Raw genomic sequence first — 23,093 nt, forward strand, 5'->3', positions numbered from 1 at the left:
TCTGGCTCGGCGACATGCCGGTGGACCAGAGCAAGTCCGCATCGGGCGATCGAATTTCCGGTCAATTCGACAGCGCCTGGATACAAGCCGTGACCGGGAACATGACCTGGCGCTTTTGAGTGTCTTGCCACACAAAACCGACTTCAGCCAAGGAGCACACAGCATCATGAATCTGTCCCGAAACTTGCTCATCGGTGCCGCGGTGGCCGGGCTTCTACTCGGTGGTTGCACCTCGAAAGTCACCGAAATGGAGCAGTACTCCGGTTACCTGTCCAACTACAACAACCTGCAGGAAGTCCAGACGCCGAGCGGCGGCACGGCAATGCGCTGGGTGAGCCCCTCATGGAACCCCAACGCCTATGACACGGTAGCGTTCGACCGACTGGAACTGTACCCGGCGCCCAAGCCCAATGAGCGGGTCAATCAGCAGACACTCAATGATATCCAGGACTACATGACCAACAAGGTCAAGGCGACACTGGGGCAGAAATACCGGATGGTCTCCCGTGCGAGCGCTGCGTCAAAGGGCTCGAAAACCTTGATCTTGCGCGCAGCCATTACCGGTGTAAGCGCTTCGAACGAGGGGATGAAATGGTATGAAGTGGTGCCCATCGCGGCTGTCGTCGGGGCGACACAGGCTGCCACCGGTCACCGTGATCAGGACACCGAACTGTATATCGAGGCCGAGCTCATCGACGCGAAAGATAACCAGACCGTGGCCAGGGTCGTGCGCAAGGTATTCGGCAAGCAGCTTTCCAACGAAAGTCAGAAAATCACCGCCCAGGATTTCAAGGCGGCGATCGACAAGTTGAACGCCGATCTCTGGGCATTCATCCGCAGTTGAACCCTGAACCAGCCGCCAATAGACGTTGGCAGTTGGATCGCCCCTTAGTAGAGGAATCGCTGACATGGCTTCCCGTGCACTGCTTCGACTCTCAAGATGGCAGAGGCCCTTACGCCTCGCAGCGTTCATCGCCAGCGTGCTTGCTTTAAGCGCCTGCGCGTCAGTGGATGCGCAGACGACCGCTTACGTCGGAGTCGAACATCCCGCTCCGACCCTACCCGGCGAAGTCCAGATATTACGTACAGAACCGACGCGACCCAATGTGCGTTTGGGCGAAATCCTGATTGATGCCACGGTCGACCCGGCGCCCCCCATCACCCAGGTCGAACAGAAGCTGCGTGAAGAGGGTGCCAAACTGGGTGCAGACGCGGTGGTGGTGGTTTACGACCGGATTCAACCCGTCGCCGCTTACGTAACCGGTCCTTTGTGGAGCCGCAACATCGATACGATCCAAGGGCGCAAGCTGAAAGGCATTGCCATCAAATACCAATGACGAGGTAAACAGCAATGAAAGCTATCTTGACTTGGCTGACGGTGACGTTGGCGACTGTATTGATCAGTGCCTGCGCCGCCGTGGGGTCAAACGACGGTGGTGCCGGTGAAATGGAGATTCGCTCGGGCAAGATCGAGCAGATATCGCTGACGCAGATGAAGACCAATCACGACAGTGGTGTCGGCGCCGTACTCGGAGGCATGGGCGGACTTGGTATCGGCAGCCTGATCGGCAGTGGCACCGGGCGCGACGTCGCCATGGTCGCTGGCGCACTCGCCGGTGCGGTTGGCGGTAACTATGCGGAGAAGAAAAAGTATGACCAGCCCGTCGCGGCGCAACAGGTCATCGTGCGGGTAAAAAGTGGCGTGCTGGTATCGGTGACTCAGCCGATCAACCCAGCCCTGGGTAAAGGCATGAACGTTTACATCGAGGGCTCGGGGAATAATGCCCGGGTGCTACCGCAGGGCGGTTAAGGGCCGGTCAGGCCCCGAGACTCCTAATCGAGTCAAACAAATTCAACACAGAGGTGCACCTCATGAAGCTTTCAGGCTTGGGGAAATGTGCATGGAACGCCGCTACGTCTCCGATTCGCCCTTATGGTTTTGCTGCACGGCGTTATGGTCCGTCGCTTGCCGTACTAGGCCTGAGTTTCATTGTAACGACCGCCGCATGGGCCGCAGATCCCTTGCCATCATGGAATGAAGGTGCGGCCAAGCAGGCGATAATGGAGTTCGTCAAGGCGACAACCCAGGAAGGTGGTAACCAGTTCGTGTCGCCAGCCGAACGCATCGCAACCTTCGACCAGGACGGCACACTGTGGGTCGAACATCCGGCCTATAGCCAATTGTTTTATTGCCTGAGCCGCGTTCCTGCGGTGGTCAAGGCAAAGCCGGAGCTGGCCAGCGTCGAACCCTTCAAGACTGTGCTGTCGGGTGACCGTGCCGCTATGGCAAAACTGACCCTCGATGACTATCTGAAAATTGCCATGGTGACTCTGAGCGGCATGCCCACGGGTGAGTTCAAGCAACAAGTCCATGCCTGGCTGGCCGAAGCCCGGGACCCTCGCTGGAAGCGTCCTTTCACCGAGCTGACGTATCAGCCGATGAAGGAAGTCATGCAATACCTGCGTGACAATGGCTACAAGACTTACATTGTCACCGGAGGTGGTCAGGACTTCGTTCGCACCTATTCCGAGGAGGTCTATGGCGTGCCATCAGAACAGGTCGTCGGTAGTGCCGGCGCAACTGAGTATGGCTACGACAAGAGCGGTAAGCCGCAGTTGATCAAGCAGCCCAAGATCGTGCTCAACGACAACGATGCAGGCAAGCCAGAGAACATTTACCTGATGACCGGCCGCCAGCCGAACGCAGCCTTCGGCAACTCCACCGGTGACAAGCAAATGCTGGAGTACACCAAGGCCGGCCAGGGCGCGCGACTGGTAATGCTAGTGCTGCATGACGACGCCAAGCGCGAATACGCCTACGGCCCGGCTCAAGCGTTGCCCGATACCAAGGTAGGCGCCTTTACTCAGTCACTCTATGATCAGGCAAAGAGAGACGGTTGGACGGTCATCAGCATGAAGAACGACTGGAAAAAGGTATTTGCATTCGAGTGAATAGCCGGCATTCAGACGCAGATTAAATCCACCAGCGCCGGTCGCAACCAATCCGTCTCTATCCGGCCAAAAGCAGCCACTTGAACGTGCTGTTTCATCACCTCACTTGGGAAACAACAGCGTAAACGCTACCCGAAACCCCCAGCCTTCGGCGCCATTGTCCGGACTTTCGACCCAGTAGCGCGGCCCCGCCTGCAGGCTCATGGGCTGGTGACCCACCTTGAACAATTGGGTAACGAAAAGATTGATCGGCACAGACCACTGCCTGGTCTGCCAATCGTAGGTGGACTCGGTATTGATGCCAAACGTGGTGTAGGTATGGGTGGTAAAGCTGAAGAACGGTTGCAGAAACGTCTGATTGACCTTGTCTTTGTCATCCGGCGGGCTGTCTTCCAGCGACCAGATATGGTTGGCCAGAATGCCGCGAGTCCAACCATTGCTTTGTTTGAGCGCCACCACCGTCGGCCCCAACCCCCATTGCTCGCTGCTCAGCAGATCATCGCTGCCGGTGGGCACCAATATGGCCGGGCCTGCGCCCCAGATCCAACCGCTGGCGGTGGGCTGCTTGGGTGAAAAAAAGAAGCTTTGCGTGGTGTCTCCCACACCTGATTTGTCGGCAATCCCGCCGGGGACCAGACCATGCTGATCGATGACGGGCAGGATGGTGCGGGAGATGAGGTTCCACTCCTCGTTGAGACTGAAGGGCAGCACCGGCTGGATGTTGGTGACGCTCTGATAGCCCTCACCACTGGGTCCGAGTTTTTGGTTCCAGTTGTATTGAATCGGCAAACTGTATAGCGCGGCGACCGGGTTCAGGGATTGTTTGGCTAACTCCGCCTGGCTATCGGCATCGGCAGCGACGCCAGATTCAGACCATACCATCGCCAAGGCAATAAAACGGGCAAGTTGGAAGCCTTTGTTCATTTGCCTGCTCCTTTCTCGGGAATTGAAAGTCTGGACCACCGCGACGCTACTGTAAGACTGAGGCTGAGAGTTAACCCTGGCGCGGTTGAGCTTAGATCAGGTTGTTGAAGCGTGTTCAGATTGGATAAAGGGCAGTAGATGCGGCCCGGACAATTATCACGTCAACTGGAAAAACCGCACTAGACTCTTTCGTGCGCCTTAACCCGTGCATGGTCATGCAATTAAGGGGGAAATGATTCTGTACGCAGTACCTAGGCTAATTACTCGGTGGTCAATGCACCAAGGGTCAATGTTGATGTGCACTCATCACCCGGTTGCCAACACCATGAAATAGCGAGGAGTTCTGGTATGGAACAGCTATCGGATCGTTTCAGGTTATCTATCGTGTTTGCTGCGCTTTTGTCATTGAACGGACTTGCCCATGCGGCTCAAACGGAAAAGACCAATATTCTGTTTATCGTCTCCGACGATACGGGCTACGGCGATCTGGGTCCCTACGGAGGTGGGATCGGGCGCGGCATGCCCACGCCCAAAATCGATGAGTTGGCGGCAGAAGGCGTCACTTTTTACTCTTTTTATGCCCAGCCGAGCTGCACGCCTGGCCGGGCGGCCATGCAAACCGGGCGGATCCCCAATCGTAGCGGCATGACTACCGTGGCCTTCCAGGGCCAGGGCGGTGGCTTGCCGGCAGCCGAGTGGACGCTGGCATCGGTGCTGAAAACCGGTGGTTACGACACCTACTTCACCGGTAAATGGCATTTGGGCGAAGCCGACTACGCGCTGCCCAATGCACAAGGTTATGACGTGATGAAATACGTCGGCCTGTACCACCTCAATGCCTACACCTATGCCGACCCGACATGGTTCCCCGACATGGACCCGGAAACCCGCGCGATGTTTCAAAAGGTGACCAAGGGCGCGTTGTCCGGCAAGGCGGGTGAAAAACCGATCGAAGAATTCAAGGTCAATGGCCAGTACGTCGACACGCCTGTCGTAGACGGTAAACCCGGCGTGGTCGGCATTCCGTTCTTTGACAACTATGTCGAAAAAGCTGCACTTGAGTTTCTCGACACGGCGGCCAAATCCGACAAGCCGTTTTTCATCAACGTCAACTTCATGAAAGTCCACCAACCGAACATGCCGGCTCCGGAGTTCGTTCATAAGTCCATGTCCAAGTCCAAGTACGCCGACTCCATCGTCGAACTCGATACCCATATTGGCCGCATCATGGACAAGCTCAAGGCGCTGGGCCTGGATAAGAACACGCTGGTGGTTTACACCACTGACAACGGCGCCTGGCAGGACGTTTATCCGGATGCCGGCTACACCCCGTTCCGTGGGACAAAAGGCACGGTGCGTGAGGGCGGTAACCGGGTACCAGCCATTGCCGTCTGGCCAGACAAGATCAAGCCGGACACGAAAAATCACGAGATTCTCGGTGGCCTGGATTTGATGGCGACGTTCGCCTCTGTGGCTGGCGTGAAGCTGCCCGAGAAAGATCGTGAAGGTCAGCCGATCATCTTCGACAGCTACGACATGACGCCGGTACTCACCGGTAGTGCCCCTTCGCCGCGCAAGGAGTGGTTCTATTTTACCGAGAACGAATTGTCCCCGGGTGCGGCCCGTGTCGGGAACTATAAGGCCGTGTTCAACCTGCGCGGCGATGATGGCGCGCAGACCGGTGGTCTGGCGGTGGACTCTAACCTGGGCTGGAAAGGCGCAGAAAAATATGTGGCCACCGTGCCGCAGGTCTTTGACTTGTGGCAAGACCCGCAAGAACGCTATGACCTCTTCATGAACAACTTTACCGAGCGCACCTGGACGATGGTGCCGATTACGGGCGCGATCATGAAACTGATGAAGACCTACGTCGATTATCCACCACGCAAATTGCAAAGCATGGGCTACGACGGGCCGATCGAACTGTCGCAGTACCAGAAATTCCAATCCGTGCGTGAAGTCCTGAAAAAAGAAGGCATTAACCTGCCGATGCCAGCCGGCAACTGATCAATCAGCCGAAAAATGGCGGCCTCATCCGGGGTCGCCACTTCAATTTGACGTTTGCGCGCAGTCGGCAGTTCGAGATCCTAACGGAAAGCGGCGCGAATTCAGTGGCCTTCGAAACCTGTTAGAAACGCGCAGAATCCGGACCACTTGCCACTCAGGCGGGGAATTGGGCTATCCAGTGCCTGGCAATCTCTTCGCGCCGGCAGATCCACACCGCGTCGTGGCCTTGCACGTAATCGAGAAAACGCGCCAGCGCCATCGCTCGACCGGGATGGCCACTGATCCGCCCATGCAGGCCGACGCTCATCATCTTCGGGTGTTGCGCGCCTTCCTGCCACAGCAGGTCGAAAGCATCCTTGAGCAGCCGGAAGAAGTCTTCACCGCAGGCGAAACCGTTCGGCAGCAGATAGCGGGCGTCGTTGTTGACCAGCGTGTAAGGGATCACCAGGTGGGCGGGCGAGCCTGGGAGCCAATAGGGCAGGTCATCGTTGTAGGCGTCTGAGCTATAGAGAAACCCGCCTTCCTCACGCAACAGGCGGCGGGTGTTCTGGCTGACCCTTCCTGTGTACCAACCTACGGGGCGTTTACCGCAGATCTGCTTGATCACGTCGAGGGTGAGTTGGATATGGCGCCGCTCCTGGTCTTCAGGCATGTCGCGATAGTCCAGCCAACGGTAGCCATGCCCGGCAATCTCATGCCCGGCCGCACAGAGCGCATGGCCAATCGCCGGGGTGAGTTCCAGTGCCCGGCCGACGGCGAAGGCGGTCAGCGGCAGGCCTCGGGCGCTGAACAGGTCCAGAATGCGCCACACACCTGCGCGCGATCCGTATTCGTACATGCCCTCGACGCTCAAGTCCGGTTCCCCCACACGCGGTGGACGGCCCGGTAGCTCGTGAAGCCAGGCCTCCGACTGCGCATCGCCATTGAGGATGCATGATTCCGCACCTTCTTCGATGTTGAGTACGAACTGGACCGCGACGCGCGCCTCATCGGGCCATCGCGGGTGGGGTGGGCGGCCGCCATAACCGATGAGGTCGCGAGCGGACATCAGCCGAGCTCGAAGGTCGTGACGCCGAACACACGTTCGTGCGCGATCGCTGGAGGAGGGCCGAGGTACATGCGTGCGCAGCCGAACACCTCGGTCATGCCCTGTTGGCGCACGAGCGCCATGGCGGCGGGGTTATTCTCCGGGGCATCGAGAAACAGCGGGCCACCCTGCGCAAATTCCGCCAGGTGCGCGTAGAGGGCATTGGCCGCCAGGGCGTCATCGGCGAACAAGGGGCCAATCTTGCAGCCTTCCCGGCAGCGCCTTATTACGCCATAGCCGCTAAGCCTGCCTTCGCGCCGGCAACCCACGGCGAGTGCATCGGCTTGGGTTATCCATCCACTCAGAAAGGTTGCGCGAGCGGCGGGGAAGCAGGTGCGGTCGTAATCGACCACCTGATCGAACGGGAAGGTGGCCAACGGGACGATCTCCAGGTCGTCTGCCTGCGAGGTCGCCGGGCGTTCGGTGATCTCGGCACGAAAACGCAGGTTGCGATGGGAGAAAGCGAAACCACCCTTGGCGTAGTAGTCCTGCATCGCGAAGACGCCGTCCATGCCGATGCTCGCGCCTGGGCGCAGGCGGGCGAGGAGTCGCTCGCGGCGTGCGTGCCAGAGGGTATTGCCCAGACCCTGACCGCGATATTCAGGCCGGACGATGAAAAAGCCCATGAAACCGAATTCGCCATTGTAGGAGGTGATGGCACCGCCGCCGATCAACTCGCCGCCCCGGGACGCCGCGATAAAGGCGGCAGGGTCCGTGGCCCAGAACAGCTCGGCATCGTGAAGGCCGGGATTCCAACCCTCACGGGCAGCCCAACCGACGAGCTCGTCCAGTTCGGGACGGGTCATGTTGCGTATGACCAGCTGATTCGACACCGCGAAGTTCTCCTCAGTCGCTAATCGAGCGTGTGGCTCATGCCCACTCTGAACCCTTTCGGTATAGCTTCAACCCGAGTATTGATCCAGCTCGTCATGTCATCTGCAGGAGCCGGGCCTGCCCGCGATGCAGACGACGCGATGTATCAGACAGACCGCGGCGCCTCTTTGTATTGCAATGTATCTGCAGTACATCTCGAAACACGTGCGAACAAAAAACACCTTCCCCGACACATGCGGGATACATCCGGGCGTTCGAATACGGTCATCGGGAGTTGGGCTCGCACCACACGGTATTTGCACATGCAACATTAGGTCGAGCGTGACTTTAGACATTCAACACGAAGCGGCTGGTGAGGTGAGCATCGAGATGTCCTTACCAGTCAAGGAGTTTGCAATGAAAATCGTCAAAGCCGCCGCAGTTCAGATAAGCCCTGTTCTCTACAACCGTGAGGCAACCGTCGAAAAGGTCGTGCAGAAGATCCTCGAGCTTGGCCAGCAGGGGGTGCAGTTCGCCACCTTCCCGGAGACCGTGGTGCCGTACTACCCGTACTTTTCGGCAGTTCAGACGCCCATGCAGCTGTTGGCCGGAACCGAGTATCTGAAGCTGCTCGAGCAGGCCGTGACGGTTCCGTCCCCCGCGACCGACGCGATTGGCGAGGCTGCGCGCAAGGCGGGCATGGTGGTGTCCATCGGCGTCAATGAGCGTGACGGTGGAACCCTGTACAACACACAATTGCTCTTCGACGCCGACGGCACGCTGATCCAGCGCCGCCGCAAGATCACGCCTACCCATTTCGAGCGCATGATCTGGGGGCAGGGCGACGGGTCGGGCTTATGCGCCGTCGACAGCAAGATCGGCCGCATTGGTCAGTTGGCGTGCTTTGAACACAACAATCCGCTGGCGCGCTATGCGTTGATTGCTGACGGCGAGCAGATCCATTCAGCCATGTACCCGGGTTCTGCCTTCGGCGAAGGGTTTGCCCAAAGGATGGAAATCAATATTCGCCAGCATGCCCTGGAGTCCGGGTGCTTCGTCGTGAATGCAACGGCCTGGCTGGACGCCGATCAGCAGGCGCAAATCATGAAGGACACCGGCTGCGAGATCGGTCCGATCTCGGGCGGTTGCTTCACCGCGATCGTGGCACCCGACGGCATGCTGCTGGGCGAACCATTGCGGTCTGGTGAAGGTGAGGTCATTGCCGATCTGGATTTCACGCTGATCGATCGCCGCAAGATGTTGATGGACTCGGCCGGTCACTACAATCGTCCGGAATTACTCAGTCTCCTGATCGACCGCACGCCGACCGCGCACATTCACGAACGCACCGGGCAGGCCGCAACGAGCGCGGAGCAGGGCGCGGACGAGCCGCGCGCCACAACTGTGTTGTGAACAGCAGTTATGGTTTTACCGCATGACCATCGTCAATGTGAGGGGCGTCCGTTGATTTCTTCTCCGGAACTATAAAGCTCACTGTCGTACTGGTGAGGATTTTGTGAGTCGGGTCGGCCACTTCAAGTAGAATTTTGTGAGTGCCGGGTTTCAGTCCGACCAGGATAATCGGGTCTTCACTGGTATGCGCCCATGTACCTTTCCAGTCGTCGACGGTCACGTGAAGGTGGCCGAGACGTGGTGATACATCAGCAGCCGCTTTACCAAATACCGGCATGATCCTGGCGTGCTCTGTTCGATACTGGATAATGACGACCCCGCGAGCGAGCGGCTCGGCAAGCGGCGGATAGGCAATGAGTTTTGGCGCTGTCTCGGATTCCAATGGAAGTATTGCCGGCGGGTGATCGGGGTCTGCTGCCCCTTGACCGCACGCTGCTGTGCAAAAGAACACACCCAAAGCAAGGGCGAATAGATTTCTGAGAGCGAGGGACATGGTGTTTTCTCCCAGCAACTTCGAGACGATAGTCAGGGCAGAGATTGAAGGCTGGTTTTGATGGTAGCGACCACACGGTTACGACCTTCGTGTTTAGCGTGATACAGGCGTTGATCGGCTGTACGCAGAATTGCCCCGATGGTGTCGCCGTCGCGGCCGGATTGCGATACGCCGATGCTCACTGTGACCGTGGTTGACCGCTGCAGGCCATGAAAAGAATTATCAGCAACGGTGCTGCGCAGACGTTCAGCGATTACGTGCGCGCCTTCAAGTGAAGTTTGAGGCAGCAGTATCATGAATTCTTCCCCGCCGACTCGGGCTACGCCGTCATACGGCCGGATCGAATCGAGGCATATCTCCACGAAACTCTTCAGGATGTCATCGCCAACCTGATGCCCGAAGCGATCGTTGATGGACTTGAAATTATCCAGATCGAGTGCCAAAACGGAGAACGGTGCACCGCCGCGTAGTGTCCGGCCAATTTCGACTTCGACCCGCTCCATGAACCGACGCCGATTATCAGCGCCTGTCAGTGGATCGGTCGCTGCAAGGTGTCCAAGCTCTTGATTGGCGCGCTGGAGTTCCTGCAGGGCGCTCTCGGTATACGCCATCGATTCGGCAAGACGCACCATCAACTCCTCTTGGCTGTAAATTTTCGAGAACGACCGTGTGGTGAGGAACGCTTGCACTACCCCATAGCTCAACATGAAGAATCCACCGGCGAAGATCGCATGAGCGAGCCACCACATATGGTTCCACGGGCGTGCAAGGATGAAGGCCAGAGATGACAGCGCGAACGCGGTGACCGAGATGACAAAAATCATCATCAGCGGCGAACGGATACGGCGCAGCAGGAGCATTGTCACGGTCAATGTGGAAAGAACGAGGGCGCCACCTTCCATCGAGAGGCGCACCGCGAGATTGCCGGCGATCGGCGTATTCGCGACGTACGCCACTGCCGCGTCAACCAGCAGGAACAGTCCTATCCAGATCAACCAGGAGCGGGCCTTCATTCGTTGGTCCGCGGCATCCGGTGGACGGTGGTACGACAGCATTCCGACTAACAACAGAATCGACATGACCAGTCGAGAGGCCGGCCCATAAAGCAGGAAAAGCCAGATATTGTGGTGTGCTTGCCCAGTGAACGCACCGTGCAACGCGTAGATCAGGACAAAACCGAGAAAACCAAGCGTCATCCATCGCAGTAGCGCATCTCCCGATGATTGATAGCAGCGCCACGTTACGTAAGTAACAAACGAGCCCGCCAAGGTGGCTGCCGTGATCGCAACTATATGGAACAGGTGATTCTCGAATATAAGCGTGGGGTCCTGAAAGAAGTATAAGTAGCCAATCAGATAGGCGGGAACAAGCGCAAAACCTGCGAGCAGCAAGAAGGCGTAAACCTTGACTATGAGGCGAACGGCTTCAGGTGGCTCGCCAGTGGCGATGAGGTTGCTCATGGTTCCCTCCAGGGTTGAATCCATTAAGCCAGCACCGGTCGGGTGTTGGCGCCGCCTGCATGCCAACGGTCTCTCGCTACATTACGCAAACATGGGATGGAGCGATCTTTGGCATTTCAATATTAGACTCCTTACCAATTTCTGCTGCAGAAGCCGGTAAAAATGCTCACGCGAACGCAGTTAGCTAATGACGAATGTCTCGTTGGTTTCATCGGCCTATGATTAGCTAGTGCTAGCGACGATAGTAGCGGCGATCGTCCTCGTAGCGGTACCGCATGGCCCGATCCTGGTGGCGCTCCCAATAACGATGGCGTTCTGCTTCTCGGCGGGCTTGCTCTCTACGCCAGTTATCTCTACGCCAGTCGTCTCGGCGCCAATCGTCTCTACGATCGTGCCAATGGCCGTCATGCCAGTACCGGTCGTCATGGACAAGCAACGGCCCTGGCTGCTTGCCGGCCGTACTGACCAAGGTCGGCCAAGGGTTGCCGGCATCGTGGACCGGAACCTGAACTACTGCGACTTCAGTTGCGAAAACAGGGGTTGAGGTCTTCATCTGTGTTGCTGATGCCGAGCCCACTGCCGCGAACGCGAACAGGCCGAAGAGCACCATCCGTGGGTCATGGAATTTCATGAACGAAGACTACCTCTGATTGACATTTTGACGTGTGACCATCTGGCCGCGGGAACCCGTGTGGGGGGGCGCTCACCGAGCGAATGTGCCTGTCCACATAGACCGATAAATAAGGAAAAGTTCTAGGGGGCCGCTGCTTAAATAGCCAACGGCGTCACTGAGCGGTCTTTTGGAAAATGATGCTGGTGCGACGGTCGTTGCAGCAGGAACTTCAGGTCGCTGGCCAGGTCGATAGGGGCCCTGTATCGGAAATGCCGAACAGCGCTGGTGGCCTGTTTTACGGCAGTGCCGTCCGAGATCAGTCGAGTCCACCCCTGATGCCAACAAAAAGTTTACTACCGGGTCTCCTCATGGCGCTCTGCGCCTTCGCGTCGCTTTCTTCGGTTGCTGCCGAGCGGAGAGTGCCAGCGCAAAGTAACAACGCATCCACCACCCTGATCGAAACCGCCTCGCGGCAATATGAAAATGGCCAGTTGGACCAAGCCGCTGCGACGCTGGAACGTGCCCTGCATATTCAGCCGAATAATCCTGCGACGCTGCATTACCTCGGTGTGTTGCGTCTTCAGCAGGGGCAGTACCAGCAGGCTGAAACCCTGGCGGCGCGCTCGAACATGCGGGTTGGTCGCAACGTCGAACTACGCAACCGTAACTTCCAATTGATCCAGGCGGCGCAGCAGGCCCAGTCTTCGGGTACCCCGCCCCAAACCACAGGAAACCCGGTCGCAGTACAGAAGGGGCAGGATGAGCAAGCCCAGTGGCGCCACGAAGCAGAAAAGGGCGTTGCTGAACAATCCACACAGGACACTGGCAGCTTCGCCCGCGCAAAGGCAGACCGGGTATTGGATTCACCGACGGCTGGCAGGCCTCGGCCCGAAGGAGAGTTGCAAATGGCTTCCGTCGAGCCAGAGCCTGCGCACGATGAGGTTGAGATTCCCCGCGGCCATTTACCGCCTCCAGGTAAATGCCGGATCTGGTTTCCTGATCGTCCGCCGGGGCATCAGCCCGCACCCGGCAAATGCAAGAAACTGCGAGACCGGGTTCCGTCAGGGGCCTACCTGGTGCGCGGTTGAGTTTCTGCGTGTCATTCACGGTCAGGCGTCGAGGCCGCTCGCGTAGTACAGAAACTATCGTTCGGACCTTCCGGGTTTTTTCATGTCAGGGCTCTGCATCCGCCGCAGCGTGAGCCAGCTGCGGATGCTTTCATCGTCTAGCCACGTCCGAAAAATAAAACTTGTCCAGGGTATGCCTCGACTCGGTGTACTCGAACTGCCGGCCGTCCTGCAAAAAGGTCTGGTTGCTGACCACGATCACATGGCTCTGCCCCTCAAGATCAAGGTGCTGCTGGTCGTCCTTGCCTCGCGGTACGGCTTCGATGGTGCGCTGGGCGTAGCTGATTTGCAGGTGCAGTGTCTGTTCGATGAAGGCATAGATCGAATGCTCGGCAATCTCGCAATTCAGCCCCGGAATGAGATCGGCGACGAAGTGGTTGATGTCGAGGATGACCCGTTTGCCATCGATCCGACGCACGCGTTTGATCCGCGTGATCAGGCTACCTTCTTCCGCTTTCAGGTGTTCACGCAAGGCACCTTGCAGGGGGAATTGCTCGAACGCCACCACCTCGGTGCTGACGTCATTGCCCAGCCTTGGGTGGGTTTCCTGGAAACTGACGATGCCGCCTAGCTGGAATTCGATCGGATTGGGCGACAGCACGAAGGTGCCTTTACCGTGAATTTTTTGCGCGAAACCGCGTTCCTGAAGCAGTTCTATGGCTTGGCGCACGGTACCGCGACTGGCCCGGTAACTCTCCATCAACTCGGTTTCGGAAGGCAGTCGGGCACCGCGTTCCAGTCGTTCGGTGGTGATGCTGGTAAGCAGATCGCTGTAGATCTGGTTGTATTTGCTCATGGGAATGGCTGCGTTGTGCTCAAGGGAGGAACCTTAGGGAACGCGTGAGGGTTTGTCTATTGCACAAATGGCGGGGTAGTCCTGGCTGTCAGAAACATCGCCGTTGGGCGGGACGTGGATAAAAAAATCAAACTCGTCTGTACGAGTTGTTGCTTTAACTCGTACAGACGAGTATTTTTCGCTTCGGTGTGCTGCCAAACAACAAAAAACACAGTGGATGGAAAAGCATGAGCCACGATTACGCGACTATCGCCAGCGAGCTGCTTCATAGCCTCGGTGGTGCTGACAACCTTGAACAGGCCGCACATTGCGTCACGCGCCTGCGCCTGGCCCTCAAAGACCCACAGCGGGTCAACAGTACGACGCTGAATCAGGTCGACCTGGTCAAAGGCTCGTTTTTCACGGGCGGACTGTTTCAAGTCGTCATCGGTCCTGGCGAGGTCGAGAAGGTCTATGCCGCGCTGCGCGAGCAGACGGGGCTTGCTGCGTCGACCATCGCCGACGTGAAACAAAAGGGCGCTGATAAAACCAATGCCATGCAGCGTCTGGTGCGGGTGTTCTCCGATGTGTTCATGCCGATTTTACCGGCGCTGATCATTGCTGGCCTGTTGATGGGAGTGAATAACCTGATCGGCGCCAAAGGCATGTTCATTGCCAGCAAGACCCTGCTTGAGGCTTACCCGACACTGGACGGTGTCTGGAGCTTGATCAATCTGATGGCCAACACCTCGTTCGTTTTCCTCCCGGCGCTGGTCGGCTGGTCGGCAGCCAAACGCTTTGGCGGCAGTGAAATCCTTGGCATCGTGCTTGGCCTGATGCTGGTTCACCCGGACCTGCTCAACGCCTGGAACTACGGCAAGGCGGTGGCCGGGCTCGACGGCCAGAGCCTGCCGTATTTCGATATTTTTGGCTGGTTCAAGATCGAGAAGGTCGGCTACCAAGGGCAGATTCTGCCGATCCTGCTGGCCGCCTACGTCATGAGCGTCATTGAAAAATGGCTGCGGGCGCGGGTACCCAATGCCATTCAACTGCTGGTGGTGCCGATTACCACGATCGTCGTCACCGGGGTGTTGGCCCTGGCCGTGATCGGTCCGGTGACCCGTCACCTGGGGATTCTGATCACCGAAGGCGTGGTGACCTTATTCGACTTGGCGCCTATGGTCGGCGGGGCGATTTTCGGTCTGCTGTATGCGCCGCTGGTGATCACCGGCATGCACCACATGTTCCTCGCCGTCGACTTACAGCTTATTTCCACTCAGGGCGGCACCTTCATCTGGCCGATGATCGTCATGTCCAACCTCGCACAAGGCAGCGCGGCACTCGGGGTGTTCTACATGACCCGCAGTGCGCGGGATAAAAGCATGGCCTCGACCTCAGCGATTTCCGCCTATTTCGGCATCACCGAACCGGCCATGTTCGGCGTCAACCTGCGCTACAAGTTTCCGTTCTACGCAGCGTTGATCGGCTCGGCGCTGGGCTGCATGTTTCTGTCGCTGAACAAGGTTCAGGCCTCGGCGATCGGTGTCGGTGGTTTGCCCGGTTTCATCTCGATCATCCCGCAATACATCCCGATGTTCGTGGTCGGGATGGTCATCGCCATGGTTGTGCCGTTCGTTTTGACCTGTGGCTTGAGCATGAAGATTGTCCGGCCTGGATATCGAGTCGCCTGATAGATCCATTCGCGGGCAAGCCCGCTCCCACATTTTCAATGCGTAGCCCTGTGGGAGCGGGTTTGCCCGCGAAGAAGCCAGACCAGACACAGCAAAACTTATTAAAGGAATCCGCCATGCAAGACTGGCAGCGTTCGGTGATCTACCAGATCTACCCGAAGAGTTTTCACAGCCACGCCGGCAACCCCACGGGCGATCTGCTCGGGGTGGTGGCCAAGCTCGATTACCTGCAATGGCTGGGTGTCGATTGTCTGTGGATTACCCCGTTCCTGCGTTCGCCCCAGCGCGACAACGGGTACGACATCAGCGACTACTACGCTATCGATCCAAGCTACGGGACCATGGCTGACTGCGAGTTGCTGATCGCCGAGGCCGGCAGGCGGGGCATCAAGCTGATGCTCGATATTGTGGTCAACCACACTTCCGTCGAGCACATCTGGTTTCAGCAAGCGCGCAGCAGCCTTGATAACCCGTACCGTGACTTCTACATCTGGCGTGATCAGCCGAACAACTGGGAATCCAAGTTCGGTGGTTCCGCCTGGGAATACGAGGCGCAAACCGGTCAGTACTACCTGCACCTGTTCGACCACACTCAAGCCGACCTGAACTGGGATAACCCGCAGGTGCGCGCTGAAGTCTTCAAGATGATGCGCTTCTGGCGTGACAAGGGCGTGGGCGGTTTCCGCCTGGACGTGATCAACCTGATCTCCAAGCCAGCAGACTTTCCCGAGGACAACACCGATGGTCGGCGCTTCTACACCGATGGCCCGAACGTGCACGACTACTTGCAGGAAATGCACCGTGAAGTCTTCGAAGGCCATGACCTGATCAACGTCGGCGAGATGTCTTCCACCAACCTGGAACATTGCATTCGTTACTCGCGGCCGGACTCGAAAGAGCTGTCGATGACCTTCAACTTTCATCACCTGAAAGTTGATTACCCGAACTTGCAGAAGTGGGTTCGTGCTGACTTCGACTTCCTCGAACTCAAGCGCATCCTTTCCGACTGGCAGACCGGCATGCAGGCCGGTGGCGGCTGGAATGCACTGTTCTGGTGTAATCACGATCAGCCGCGAGTGGTTTCGCGGTTTGGTGATGACGGCGAACACCGCGTGGTGTCGGCGAAGATGCTCGGCACCGCGCTGCATTTTCTACAGGGCACGCCGTTCATCTATCAGGGTGAAGAGTTGGGCATGACCAACCCGGGGTTTGAGAGCATCGAGCAGTACCGCGATGTCGAGACGCTGAACATTTTCCGGCTCAAGCGTGATGCCGGGGAGTCCGATGCGTCGAGCATGAGCGCGATCATGCAGAAATCCCGTGACAACAGTCGCACCCCGATGCACTGGAACACGCAACCCAATGCCGGTTTCAGCAGTGCCGAACCATGGATTGGCGTGCCGGCCAACGCCACGCAGATCAACGTCGAAAACCAACTCGACGACACGACTTCGGTGCTGCACCACTATCGCCAGTTGATTGCCCTGCGCCGCAGCGAACCGCTGATTCAGGACGGCGTGTATCGCCAGCTCTTACCCGCGCACCCGCAGGTCTGGGTGTACCTGCGTGAAGGCGAAGGCGAGCGGTTGCTGGTGGTGAATAACTTCTATGGCACAGCGTGTGAAGTCGAGTTGCCGGAGCGGGTAATCACCGACTGCATGTTGCAACGCCTGGTGATTAGCAATTTCCCGGATTGTGAGACACGTAGTCGACAGCTGTTTCTGCGGCCGTACGAGTCGTTCGTCCTGCACCTGACCAACCACTAAAAAAACCATCTTCAAACAACTCGCAGAGCACTGCGCGGGGTTTCTTGCGCGCAGATTTTGCCGGATGAGCACAATAAAAATAATGAGGCGGCTCTTGAAAACAACAATTAACCGCAACCTTGCAACATCGTGCGTGTGTCTGATGTTGCCGTTCTCGGCCCAGGCTTTGGAGTTCGCCGGTTACTTGCGCAGCGGCGTCGGGACCTCGGTCAACAGCGGTTCTCAGCAGTGTTTTCAACTGCAGGGTGCCCAGTCGAAATACCGCTTGGGCAACGAATGCGAGCAGTACGCGGAGCTGGAGTTGCGTCAGGACTTGTACACCCTGGACGACGGCTCGGTGCTGAGCGTCGACGGCATGGCCTCGTTGTACAACCAATACGACAAAGACCTGACGTTCAACGGTGATAACGGTTCGGTGCGCATGCCGCAGATGTACGCACAATGGTCGAACTTGCCGAGTCTCAATGGCGGTTCGTTGTGGGCCGGTCGTCGCTACTACAAACGAAACGACATCCATATTTCCGACTTCTACTACTGGAACCAGAGCGCCACGGGTGGTGGTATCGAGGATGTGAAGATCGGCGACCTGAAATACAGCTACGCCTTTTCGCGCAAGGACAACCTGTACCAGAAAGATTATGTCACCCGGCAGGATTTCAACGTCGCGGGTTTTCAAACCAACCCCGGCGGTGAACTGGAGTTTGGCCTGAGTTACATCGAAAAACCTGACCGTAGCGATGCGCACGCAGGTTGGGCAATCACTGCCCAGCATGTGCAGAAAAACTTCCTCGGCGGTAAGAACAAACTGGCGCTGCAATACGGCGAAGGGCCTGGTACCGGGTTGGGTTATACCGGCGATGTGGGCCTGGACGACAGCAACAAGAGCTACCGGCTGGTGGAGTTCTTCGACTGGCAAGTGACACCGCGTTTTGGTGGCCAGGTCGAAGCGGTCTATCAGAAGGATATCCGCCCGGACGGCAACGGCCAGAACTGGATCTCCCTGGGCGTTCGCCCGGCTTACGCGATCACCGACCAATTCAAGTTGGTGACCGAGCTGGGACACGATCAGGTCGAGGCCTCAGGAGGTACGCGCAAGTTGAGTAAATTCTCCTTTGTCCCGACCTGGTCGCCAAATGGCCCGGGATTCTGGGAACGTCCCGAGGTGCGTTTGTACTACACCTATGCCAGCTGGAACGAAGCGGCCAAGCGTGCGGCCAATGAACTGGCACAAGGTTCAGCGTTGTCCGATACCGGCGCGTTCGGCACGGCGCTGCATGGTGCGAACGTCGGATTGCAAGTCGAGTACTGGTGGAAATAAGCGATGCTGTCGGAGCTCGCGCTCCATCGGCACTTCAAAGAACAAAACCGCAGGTGAAGTCATGACCATAACCCAACCATTGCAATTGCTGGCGCCGCTGTCCGGGGTGCTGGTGCCACTTGATCACGTGCCGGATCCGGTGTTCGCCAGCCGGGTGATCGGCGACGGCCTGTGCATCGATCCGACCTCGCAGACCCTTTGCGCGCCGTTGGCCGGCGTGGTCAGCAATCTTCAACACAGTGGCCATGCGATCAGCATCACCGATGACAGCGGCGTACAGGTGTTGCTGCACATTGGTCTGGACACCGTGAACCTGGCGGGTAAGGGGTTCAGCGCCTTGGTCGAGCAGGGCCAGCGTGTTGAGGCCGGACAGCCGTTGATCGAGTTCGATGCCGACTATGTAGCCCTGCATGCCCGCAGCCTGTTGACCTTGATGCTGCTGGTCAGTGGCGAGCCCTTCAGCCTGCTGACACCGGACAATGGTCTGGTGGCGTGCGCGCAGCCCGTATTACGCCTGAGCCTTGGCGATCCGCGGTCCAGTGTTGCGCAGGAGGAGGGCGAAGCGCTGTTCTCCAAACCGGTCCGTCTGCCTAACCCCAATGGTCTGCACGCACGACCGGCGGCGATTTTTGCGCAGGCGGCGAAAGGTTTTACGGCAAGTATTTGTCTGCACAAGCAGCAGGACAGCGCCAACGCCAAGTCCCTGGTGGCGATCATGGCGTTGCAGACGGTTCACGGCGATGCGCTGCAGGTCAGCGCGGTGGGAGAGGATGCCGAATTGGCAATCCGCACGCTGACCCAACTACTGGCGGATGGCTGCGGTGAGGCCGTGACGGCGTTGGCGGTCGTAGCGCCGGTAGTTCAGGCGCAGGAGGTGTCGACGAAGCTGTTGCGCGGTGTTTGTGCTTCGGGGGGGACGGCCTTTGGGCACGTGGTGCAGGTGGCTGAGCGCGCCCCGGAGGTGCCTGAGTTTGCCGCGGATCAGTTTCTGGAGCGTGAGTCGCTGGAGCGTGCGCTGACCCGCGCGACGCAGGCACTGCAACACTTGCGCGACAACGCGCAAGGTAAGGCGCAGGGGGATATCTTCAAGGCACATCAGGAGTTACTGGAAGACCCGAGTCTGCTGGAACAAGCTCAGGCCCTGATTGCCGAGGGCAAGAGCGCGGCGTTTGCCTGGAACAGTGCAACTGAAGCCACCGCTACGCTGTTCAAGTCGCTGGGCAATACGTTGTTGGCCGAGCGGGCGTTGGACCTGATGGATGTCGGCCAGCGTGTGCTCAAGCTGATTCTTGGGGTGCCGGACGGTATCTGGGAGTTGCCGGATCAGGCGATTTTGATTGCCGAACAACTGACACCGTCGCAGACCGCTGCCCTGGATACCGACAAGGTGTTGGGTTTCGCCACCGTGGGCGGCGGTGCCACCAGCCATGTGGCAATACTTGCCCGGGCCCTGGGTTTGCCGGCGGTGTGTGGTTTGCCGATTCAGGTGCTGTCGCTGGCCAGTGGCACTCGGGTGTTGCTCGATGCGGACAAGGGCGAATTACACGTAGACCCGGCGGCGTCGGCTATCGAACAGCTGCACGCCAAACTTCAGCAGCAACGGCAACGGCATCTGCACGAACTCGAGCAGGCTTCGCAGGCGGCCTGCACCCGTGATGGTCATCACTTCGAGGTCACGGCCAACGTCGCTTCGCTGGCCGAAACCGAGCAGGCCATGAACCTCGGGGCTGAAGGTGTCGGCCTGCTGCGTTCGGAGTTTTTGTATCAGCAGCGCAGTCTGGCGCCGAGCCTTGATGAACAGGCCAGCATCTACAGCGCCATTGCCCGCACGTTGGGTCCGCAGCGCAATCTGGTAGTGCGTACGCTGGATGTCGGCGGCGACAAACCGCTGGCCTATGTGCCAATGGACAGCGAGGCCAATCCGTTTCTAGGCATCCGCGGGATTCGCTTGTGCCTGGAGCGTCCGCAGCTGTTGCGCGAACAACTTCAGGCGATTCTGAGCAGCGCCGGTCTGGCCCGGCTGCACATCATGCTGCCGATGGTCAGCCAGTTGTCGGAGCTGCGCCTGGCGCGGCAGATGCTGGAAGAAGAGGCGCTGGCGCTCGGGCTCAAGGAGCTGCCGAAACTGGGCATCATGATCGAAGTCCCGTCTGCAGCATTGATGGCGGACCTGTTTGCCCCCGAGGTGGACTTCTTCTCCATCGGCACCAACGACCTGACCCAATACACCCTGGCCATGGACCGTGATCACCCACGCCTTGCCAGCCAGGCCGACAGTTTTCACCCCTCGGTATTGCGTCTGATCGCCAGCACCGTGAAGGCCGCCCATGCCCATGGCAAGTGGGTCGGGGTGTGTGGCGCGCTGGCTTCGGAGACTCTGGCGGTGCCGCTGTTGCTAGGGCTAGGGGTGGATGAATTGTCGGTCAGCGTGCCGCTGATTCCGGCGATCAAGGCCGCGATTCGCGAGGTCGAGCTCAGCGACTGTCAGGCTGTCGCGCATCAGGTACTTGGGCTGGAGAGTGCAGAGCAGGTCCGCGAGGTCTTGTCTTTGCAGCAGCAGGCGATGGTCGAAACTTCACAGGTGTTGGAGAACTAAACATGTTCGAGAAAATGCAACGGGCGTTCTGGAAGGCATTGACCCCGGATCTGCTGGTGGATGAGCCGAAGGTGACTGCTCTGCTTTCTACTGACCTGCCGTCGAGTGTGATCGCCGCACTGGGAGGGCTGGATAACCTGGCGTCGCAACAGCACATTGCGATAACGCGAGTGCGGGTCCAGTTGCATGATGTAACCCGACTGGACGAACAGGCCTTGCGTGCGGCGGGTGTGCCGGGGGTGATGGTGCTGGCGGATGGCGTGGTGCATGTATTAATGCCAGTGCCCAAGGTGGGACCGACTGTCTGCGCGTGATCCGCTTAGATGACCGGGCGTGCGGAGCGAGGTGAAACCTCTGGTGGATGCAAACACTCACACCGACAAATCCGCGCACTGCTGGTCAGCACGCCCATCATCACGGCCAAAGGCGCGGCAAGCTGTAGTGCCAGGACTTTCTCGGTAGCAGTACCCGGTCATTGAACAAGACTTGGTACACACCAATCTGCGAGCATCTCCGAAGGGGGAGCGAGGAAATGAGCTTATCTTGATAAGTACACGGGCCCTCCAAGGGCCCGTTGTCATTAAGAGAATGGCCCAGTCAGAAGTATTTGAGCCATCCGATATCGCGACGGCGTGCCTTCAATGCCGAGAACCAGTGCACTGGTAAATACAGAACTAAAGCCAGGATGAGCGCTGTCAGCCACACAGCCCAAATGCTGTCGTAACCGAAAAAATTGCCTTGGTTCAACCCGAACAATGCCACGCTGATCAGATACAGCGCTTTCAGTACGTAAAGGTGGAGCAAGTAGAAGAACATCGGCGCCGCGCCAAATACTGCCAATGTATTGACCCACTTGCGTTGTTGAGCCCGCTCCAAGGCACGCAGCAGTAACAAACCGACTCCCAGAGTCAGACAAAGGAACAGCAGGGAGGGCGGGTATTTTGTAATGTTGAAGTAACTCATTAGGGTTTGTGTGATGCCTTCATGGGTTACCCAGTGGGCCTCGCCATAACCGTTGACTGCTCGCAGGGCGGCAAATCCGATCAATGTCCCGGCCCCTGCAAGTAGCAGAGTGCGCTGACGCTTTTCGGCCAAAACCTGGCTGGCAAACCAAGGGCCGATACTGAATCCAAGGACGATCACACCGATCCACGGAAGCACCGGGTAGGAGGTGCGCAGACGCAAGCTGTCGGAGAAAACGATCCAGCCGCGATCATGCAGAATCGCCCAAGGTATATGTATTGGCGAACCTGTCGAGAAGTGCACATTATCCAGCAGATTGTGCCCTGCCACGATCACCAGGCCCAGTGAGCACAGAATAGCTTTAGGCAACCAAACCAGTCCGGCCAGGGCAATCATGCATACGCCAATGGCCCAGATCACCTGCATGTAAATCACTGTAGGCGGGAACTGAAATGTCCAGGCGAAGTTCACCAGGCTGAACTCCAGTAGCACCAGGAATAGACCGCGCTTGAATAAAAAGGCTGACACATCGCGCTTACCCTGATGTTTTTGGCCATAAAGGTAAGCGGAGAGTCCAGTCAGCAGTACGAACACTGGCGCACATAAATGGGCGAGTGTACGGCTGATAAATAGCGCCGGTTCAGTGGAGTCGATGTCCATTGGGTCTGTTACTTGACGGTGCAAAAAGAACGTTTCGCGCACGTGATCCAACAGCATAAGGAGGATTACCAATCCCCTTAGCGCATCGATGGACAGTAGGCGCTGGTTCAGGTTTGTGATGGGCGGGATATGAGTGGTAGCTGTCATCGAATGTCGCAAGCAGGGAGTGGATGGCTCTGCCAGTGATAACCGGCAGTTCGAATTCACATTCGTTATAACATATCACTCATCTCTATTTCGAAGACATTCCAATGGGTCAGCTCATTCCGGCGTCACTGGCAAACCCGGGGGATTGCTCATCCGTATGAGTCCTTTGCTGCCACCTTGCGTTGGCAGTCAAACGCTCTAGTCCGTCGCTTTGACTGATCTATGTCGTAAAACTGTAATGTTACGGTCATAGAATTGAAACGACCTCTTACACTTTACCTCAGCTGG

20 protein-coding genes are annotated in these 23,093 nt (G+C 57.9%); 12 read left to right on the forward strand and 8 right to left on the reverse strand.

The features are described from left to right. Nucleotides 1-166: 166 nt before the first annotated feature. From PMI28_RS15595 to PMI28_RS15580, 4 genes are all read left to right on the forward strand, one after another. The gene (locus PMI28_RS15595; protein WP_007986538.1) at nucleotides 167-844 is read left to right on the forward strand and encodes a DUF3313 domain-containing protein; all 678 of its coding nucleotides are present in this window, start codon (nucleotides 167-169) and stop codon (nucleotides 842-844) included. 64 nt (nucleotides 845-908) lie between these two features. Then, complete coding sequence (locus PMI28_RS15590) at nucleotides 909-1,337, forward strand: hypothetical protein (protein ID WP_007986540.1); 429 nt, start codon at nucleotides 909-911, stop codon at nucleotides 1,335-1,337. 14 nt (nucleotides 1,338-1,351) lie between these two features. Next, nucleotides 1,352-1,810, forward strand: coding sequence for a glycine zipper 2TM domain-containing protein (locus PMI28_RS15585; protein WP_007986542.1), 459 nt, complete (start codon nucleotides 1,352-1,354; stop codon nucleotides 1,808-1,810). 251 nt (nucleotides 1,811-2,061) lie between these two features. After that, complete coding sequence (locus tag PMI28_RS15580; RefSeq protein ID WP_238540687.1) at nucleotides 2,062-2,952, forward strand: HAD family hydrolase; 891 nt, start codon at nucleotides 2,062-2,064, stop codon at nucleotides 2,950-2,952. A 102-nt stretch (nucleotides 2,953-3,054) separates the two neighbouring features. Here PMI28_RS15580 and PMI28_RS15575 read toward each other — a convergent pair whose 3' ends face one another. After that, nucleotides 3,055-3,834: a hypothetical protein gene (locus PMI28_RS15575; protein ID WP_086805305.1), complete on the reverse strand. Its 780-nt coding sequence runs from the start codon at nucleotides 3,832-3,834 to the stop codon at nucleotides 3,055-3,057. A 390-nt stretch (nucleotides 3,835-4,224) separates the two neighbouring features. Between PMI28_RS15575 and PMI28_RS15570 the strand changes: the two genes are divergently transcribed. Continuing rightward, the gene (locus PMI28_RS15570) at nucleotides 4,225-5,883 is read left to right on the forward strand and encodes an arylsulfatase (protein ID WP_007986546.1); all 1,659 of its coding nucleotides are present in this window, start codon (nucleotides 4,225-4,227) and stop codon (nucleotides 5,881-5,883) included. Nucleotides 5,884-6,037: 154 nt separating this feature from the next. On the opposite strand, the gene puuE is transcribed toward PMI28_RS15570, so the two are convergent. Next, complete coding sequence (puuE, locus tag PMI28_RS15565) at nucleotides 6,038-6,931, reverse strand: allantoinase PuuE (protein WP_007986547.1); 894 nt, start codon at nucleotides 6,929-6,931, stop codon at nucleotides 6,038-6,040. After that, nucleotides 6,931-7,803, reverse strand: coding sequence for a GNAT family N-acetyltransferase (locus PMI28_RS15560; protein ID WP_007986548.1), 873 nt, complete (start codon nucleotides 7,801-7,803; stop codon nucleotides 6,931-6,933). The genes puuE and PMI28_RS15560 overlap by 1 nt, the downstream gene beginning before the upstream one ends. A 397-nt stretch (nucleotides 7,804-8,200) precedes the next feature. Here PMI28_RS15560 and PMI28_RS15555 point away from each other — a divergent pair, with 397 nt between their 5' ends. Next, complete coding sequence (locus PMI28_RS15555) at nucleotides 8,201-9,196, forward strand: carbon-nitrogen hydrolase family protein (protein WP_007986549.1); 996 nt, start codon at nucleotides 8,201-8,203, stop codon at nucleotides 9,194-9,196. A gap of 7 nt (nucleotides 9,197-9,203) precedes the next feature. On the opposite strand, the gene PMI28_RS15550 is transcribed toward PMI28_RS15555, so the two are convergent. The 3 genes from PMI28_RS15550 to PMI28_RS31075 all read right to left on the reverse strand — a co-directional run bounded on the left by PMI28_RS15550 (nucleotide 9,204) and on the right by PMI28_RS31075 (nucleotide 11,780). After that, nucleotides 9,204-9,689 (reverse strand): DUF6130 family protein, encoded by a 486-nt coding sequence (locus PMI28_RS15550; protein ID WP_007986552.1) that lies wholly within the window; start codon nucleotides 9,687-9,689, stop codon nucleotides 9,204-9,206. Nucleotides 9,690-9,721: 32 nt separating this feature from the next. After that, complete coding sequence (locus PMI28_RS15545; protein WP_007986555.1) at nucleotides 9,722-11,149, reverse strand: GGDEF domain-containing protein; 1,428 nt, start codon at nucleotides 11,147-11,149, stop codon at nucleotides 9,722-9,724. 232 nt (nucleotides 11,150-11,381) lie between these two features. After that, the gene (locus tag PMI28_RS31075; RefSeq protein ID WP_238540689.1) at nucleotides 11,382-11,780 is read right to left on the reverse strand and encodes a hypothetical protein; all 399 of its coding nucleotides are present in this window, start codon (nucleotides 11,778-11,780) and stop codon (nucleotides 11,382-11,384) included. Nucleotides 11,781-12,097: 317 nt separating this feature from the next. Between PMI28_RS31075 and PMI28_RS15540 the strand changes: the two genes are divergently transcribed. Beyond that, nucleotides 12,098-12,850, forward strand: a complete 753-nt coding sequence (locus tag PMI28_RS15540) for a tetratricopeptide repeat protein (protein WP_033063307.1) — start codon at nucleotides 12,098-12,100, stop codon at nucleotides 12,848-12,850. A 130-nt stretch (nucleotides 12,851-12,980) separates the two neighbouring features. Here the strand turns inward: PMI28_RS15540 and treR are convergent, their stop codons facing one another. Next, the gene (treR, locus tag PMI28_RS15535) at nucleotides 12,981-13,685 is read right to left on the reverse strand and encodes a trehalose operon repressor (protein ID WP_007986558.1); all 705 of its coding nucleotides are present in this window, start codon (nucleotides 13,683-13,685) and stop codon (nucleotides 12,981-12,983) included. 227 nt (nucleotides 13,686-13,912) lie between these two features. Here treR and treP point away from each other — a divergent pair, with 227 nt between their 5' ends. From treP to PMI28_RS15510, 5 genes are all read left to right on the forward strand, one after another. Continuing rightward, nucleotides 13,913-15,355: a PTS system trehalose-specific EIIBC component gene (treP, locus tag PMI28_RS15530; RefSeq protein ID WP_007986561.1), complete on the forward strand. Its 1,443-nt coding sequence runs from the start codon at nucleotides 13,913-13,915 to the stop codon at nucleotides 15,353-15,355. A 116-nt stretch (nucleotides 15,356-15,471) separates the two neighbouring features. Further along, complete coding sequence (treC, locus tag PMI28_RS15525) at nucleotides 15,472-17,121, forward strand: alpha,alpha-phosphotrehalase (protein ID WP_007986563.1); 1,650 nt, start codon at nucleotides 15,472-15,474, stop codon at nucleotides 17,119-17,121. A gap of 94 nt (nucleotides 17,122-17,215) precedes the next feature. Beyond that, nucleotides 17,216-18,439: a maltoporin gene (locus PMI28_RS15520; RefSeq protein WP_007986565.1), complete on the forward strand. Its 1,224-nt coding sequence runs from the start codon at nucleotides 17,216-17,218 to the stop codon at nucleotides 18,437-18,439. A 61-nt stretch (nucleotides 18,440-18,500) separates the two neighbouring features. Then, nucleotides 18,501-21,035, forward strand: a complete 2,535-nt coding sequence (gene ptsP, locus PMI28_RS15515) for a phosphoenolpyruvate--protein phosphotransferase (protein WP_007986568.1) — start codon at nucleotides 18,501-18,503, stop codon at nucleotides 21,033-21,035. Between the two features lie 2 nt (nucleotides 21,036-21,037). Further along, nucleotides 21,038-21,349, forward strand: a complete 312-nt coding sequence (locus PMI28_RS15510) for a PTS transporter subunit EIIB (RefSeq protein WP_007986570.1) — start codon at nucleotides 21,038-21,040, stop codon at nucleotides 21,347-21,349. 283 nt (nucleotides 21,350-21,632) lie between these two features. Here PMI28_RS15510 and PMI28_RS15505 read toward each other — a convergent pair whose 3' ends face one another. Continuing rightward, the gene (locus PMI28_RS15505; RefSeq protein ID WP_007986572.1) at nucleotides 21,633-22,805 is read right to left on the reverse strand and encodes a DUF1624 domain-containing protein; all 1,173 of its coding nucleotides are present in this window, start codon (nucleotides 22,803-22,805) and stop codon (nucleotides 21,633-21,635) included. Nucleotides 22,806-23,093: the final 288 nt, after the last annotated feature.

Origin of the sequence: Pseudomonas sp. GM48 (assembly GCF_000282335.1) — a bacterium.
Classification (GTDB): domain Bacteria; phylum Pseudomonadota; class Gammaproteobacteria; order Pseudomonadales; family Pseudomonadaceae; genus Aquipseudomonas.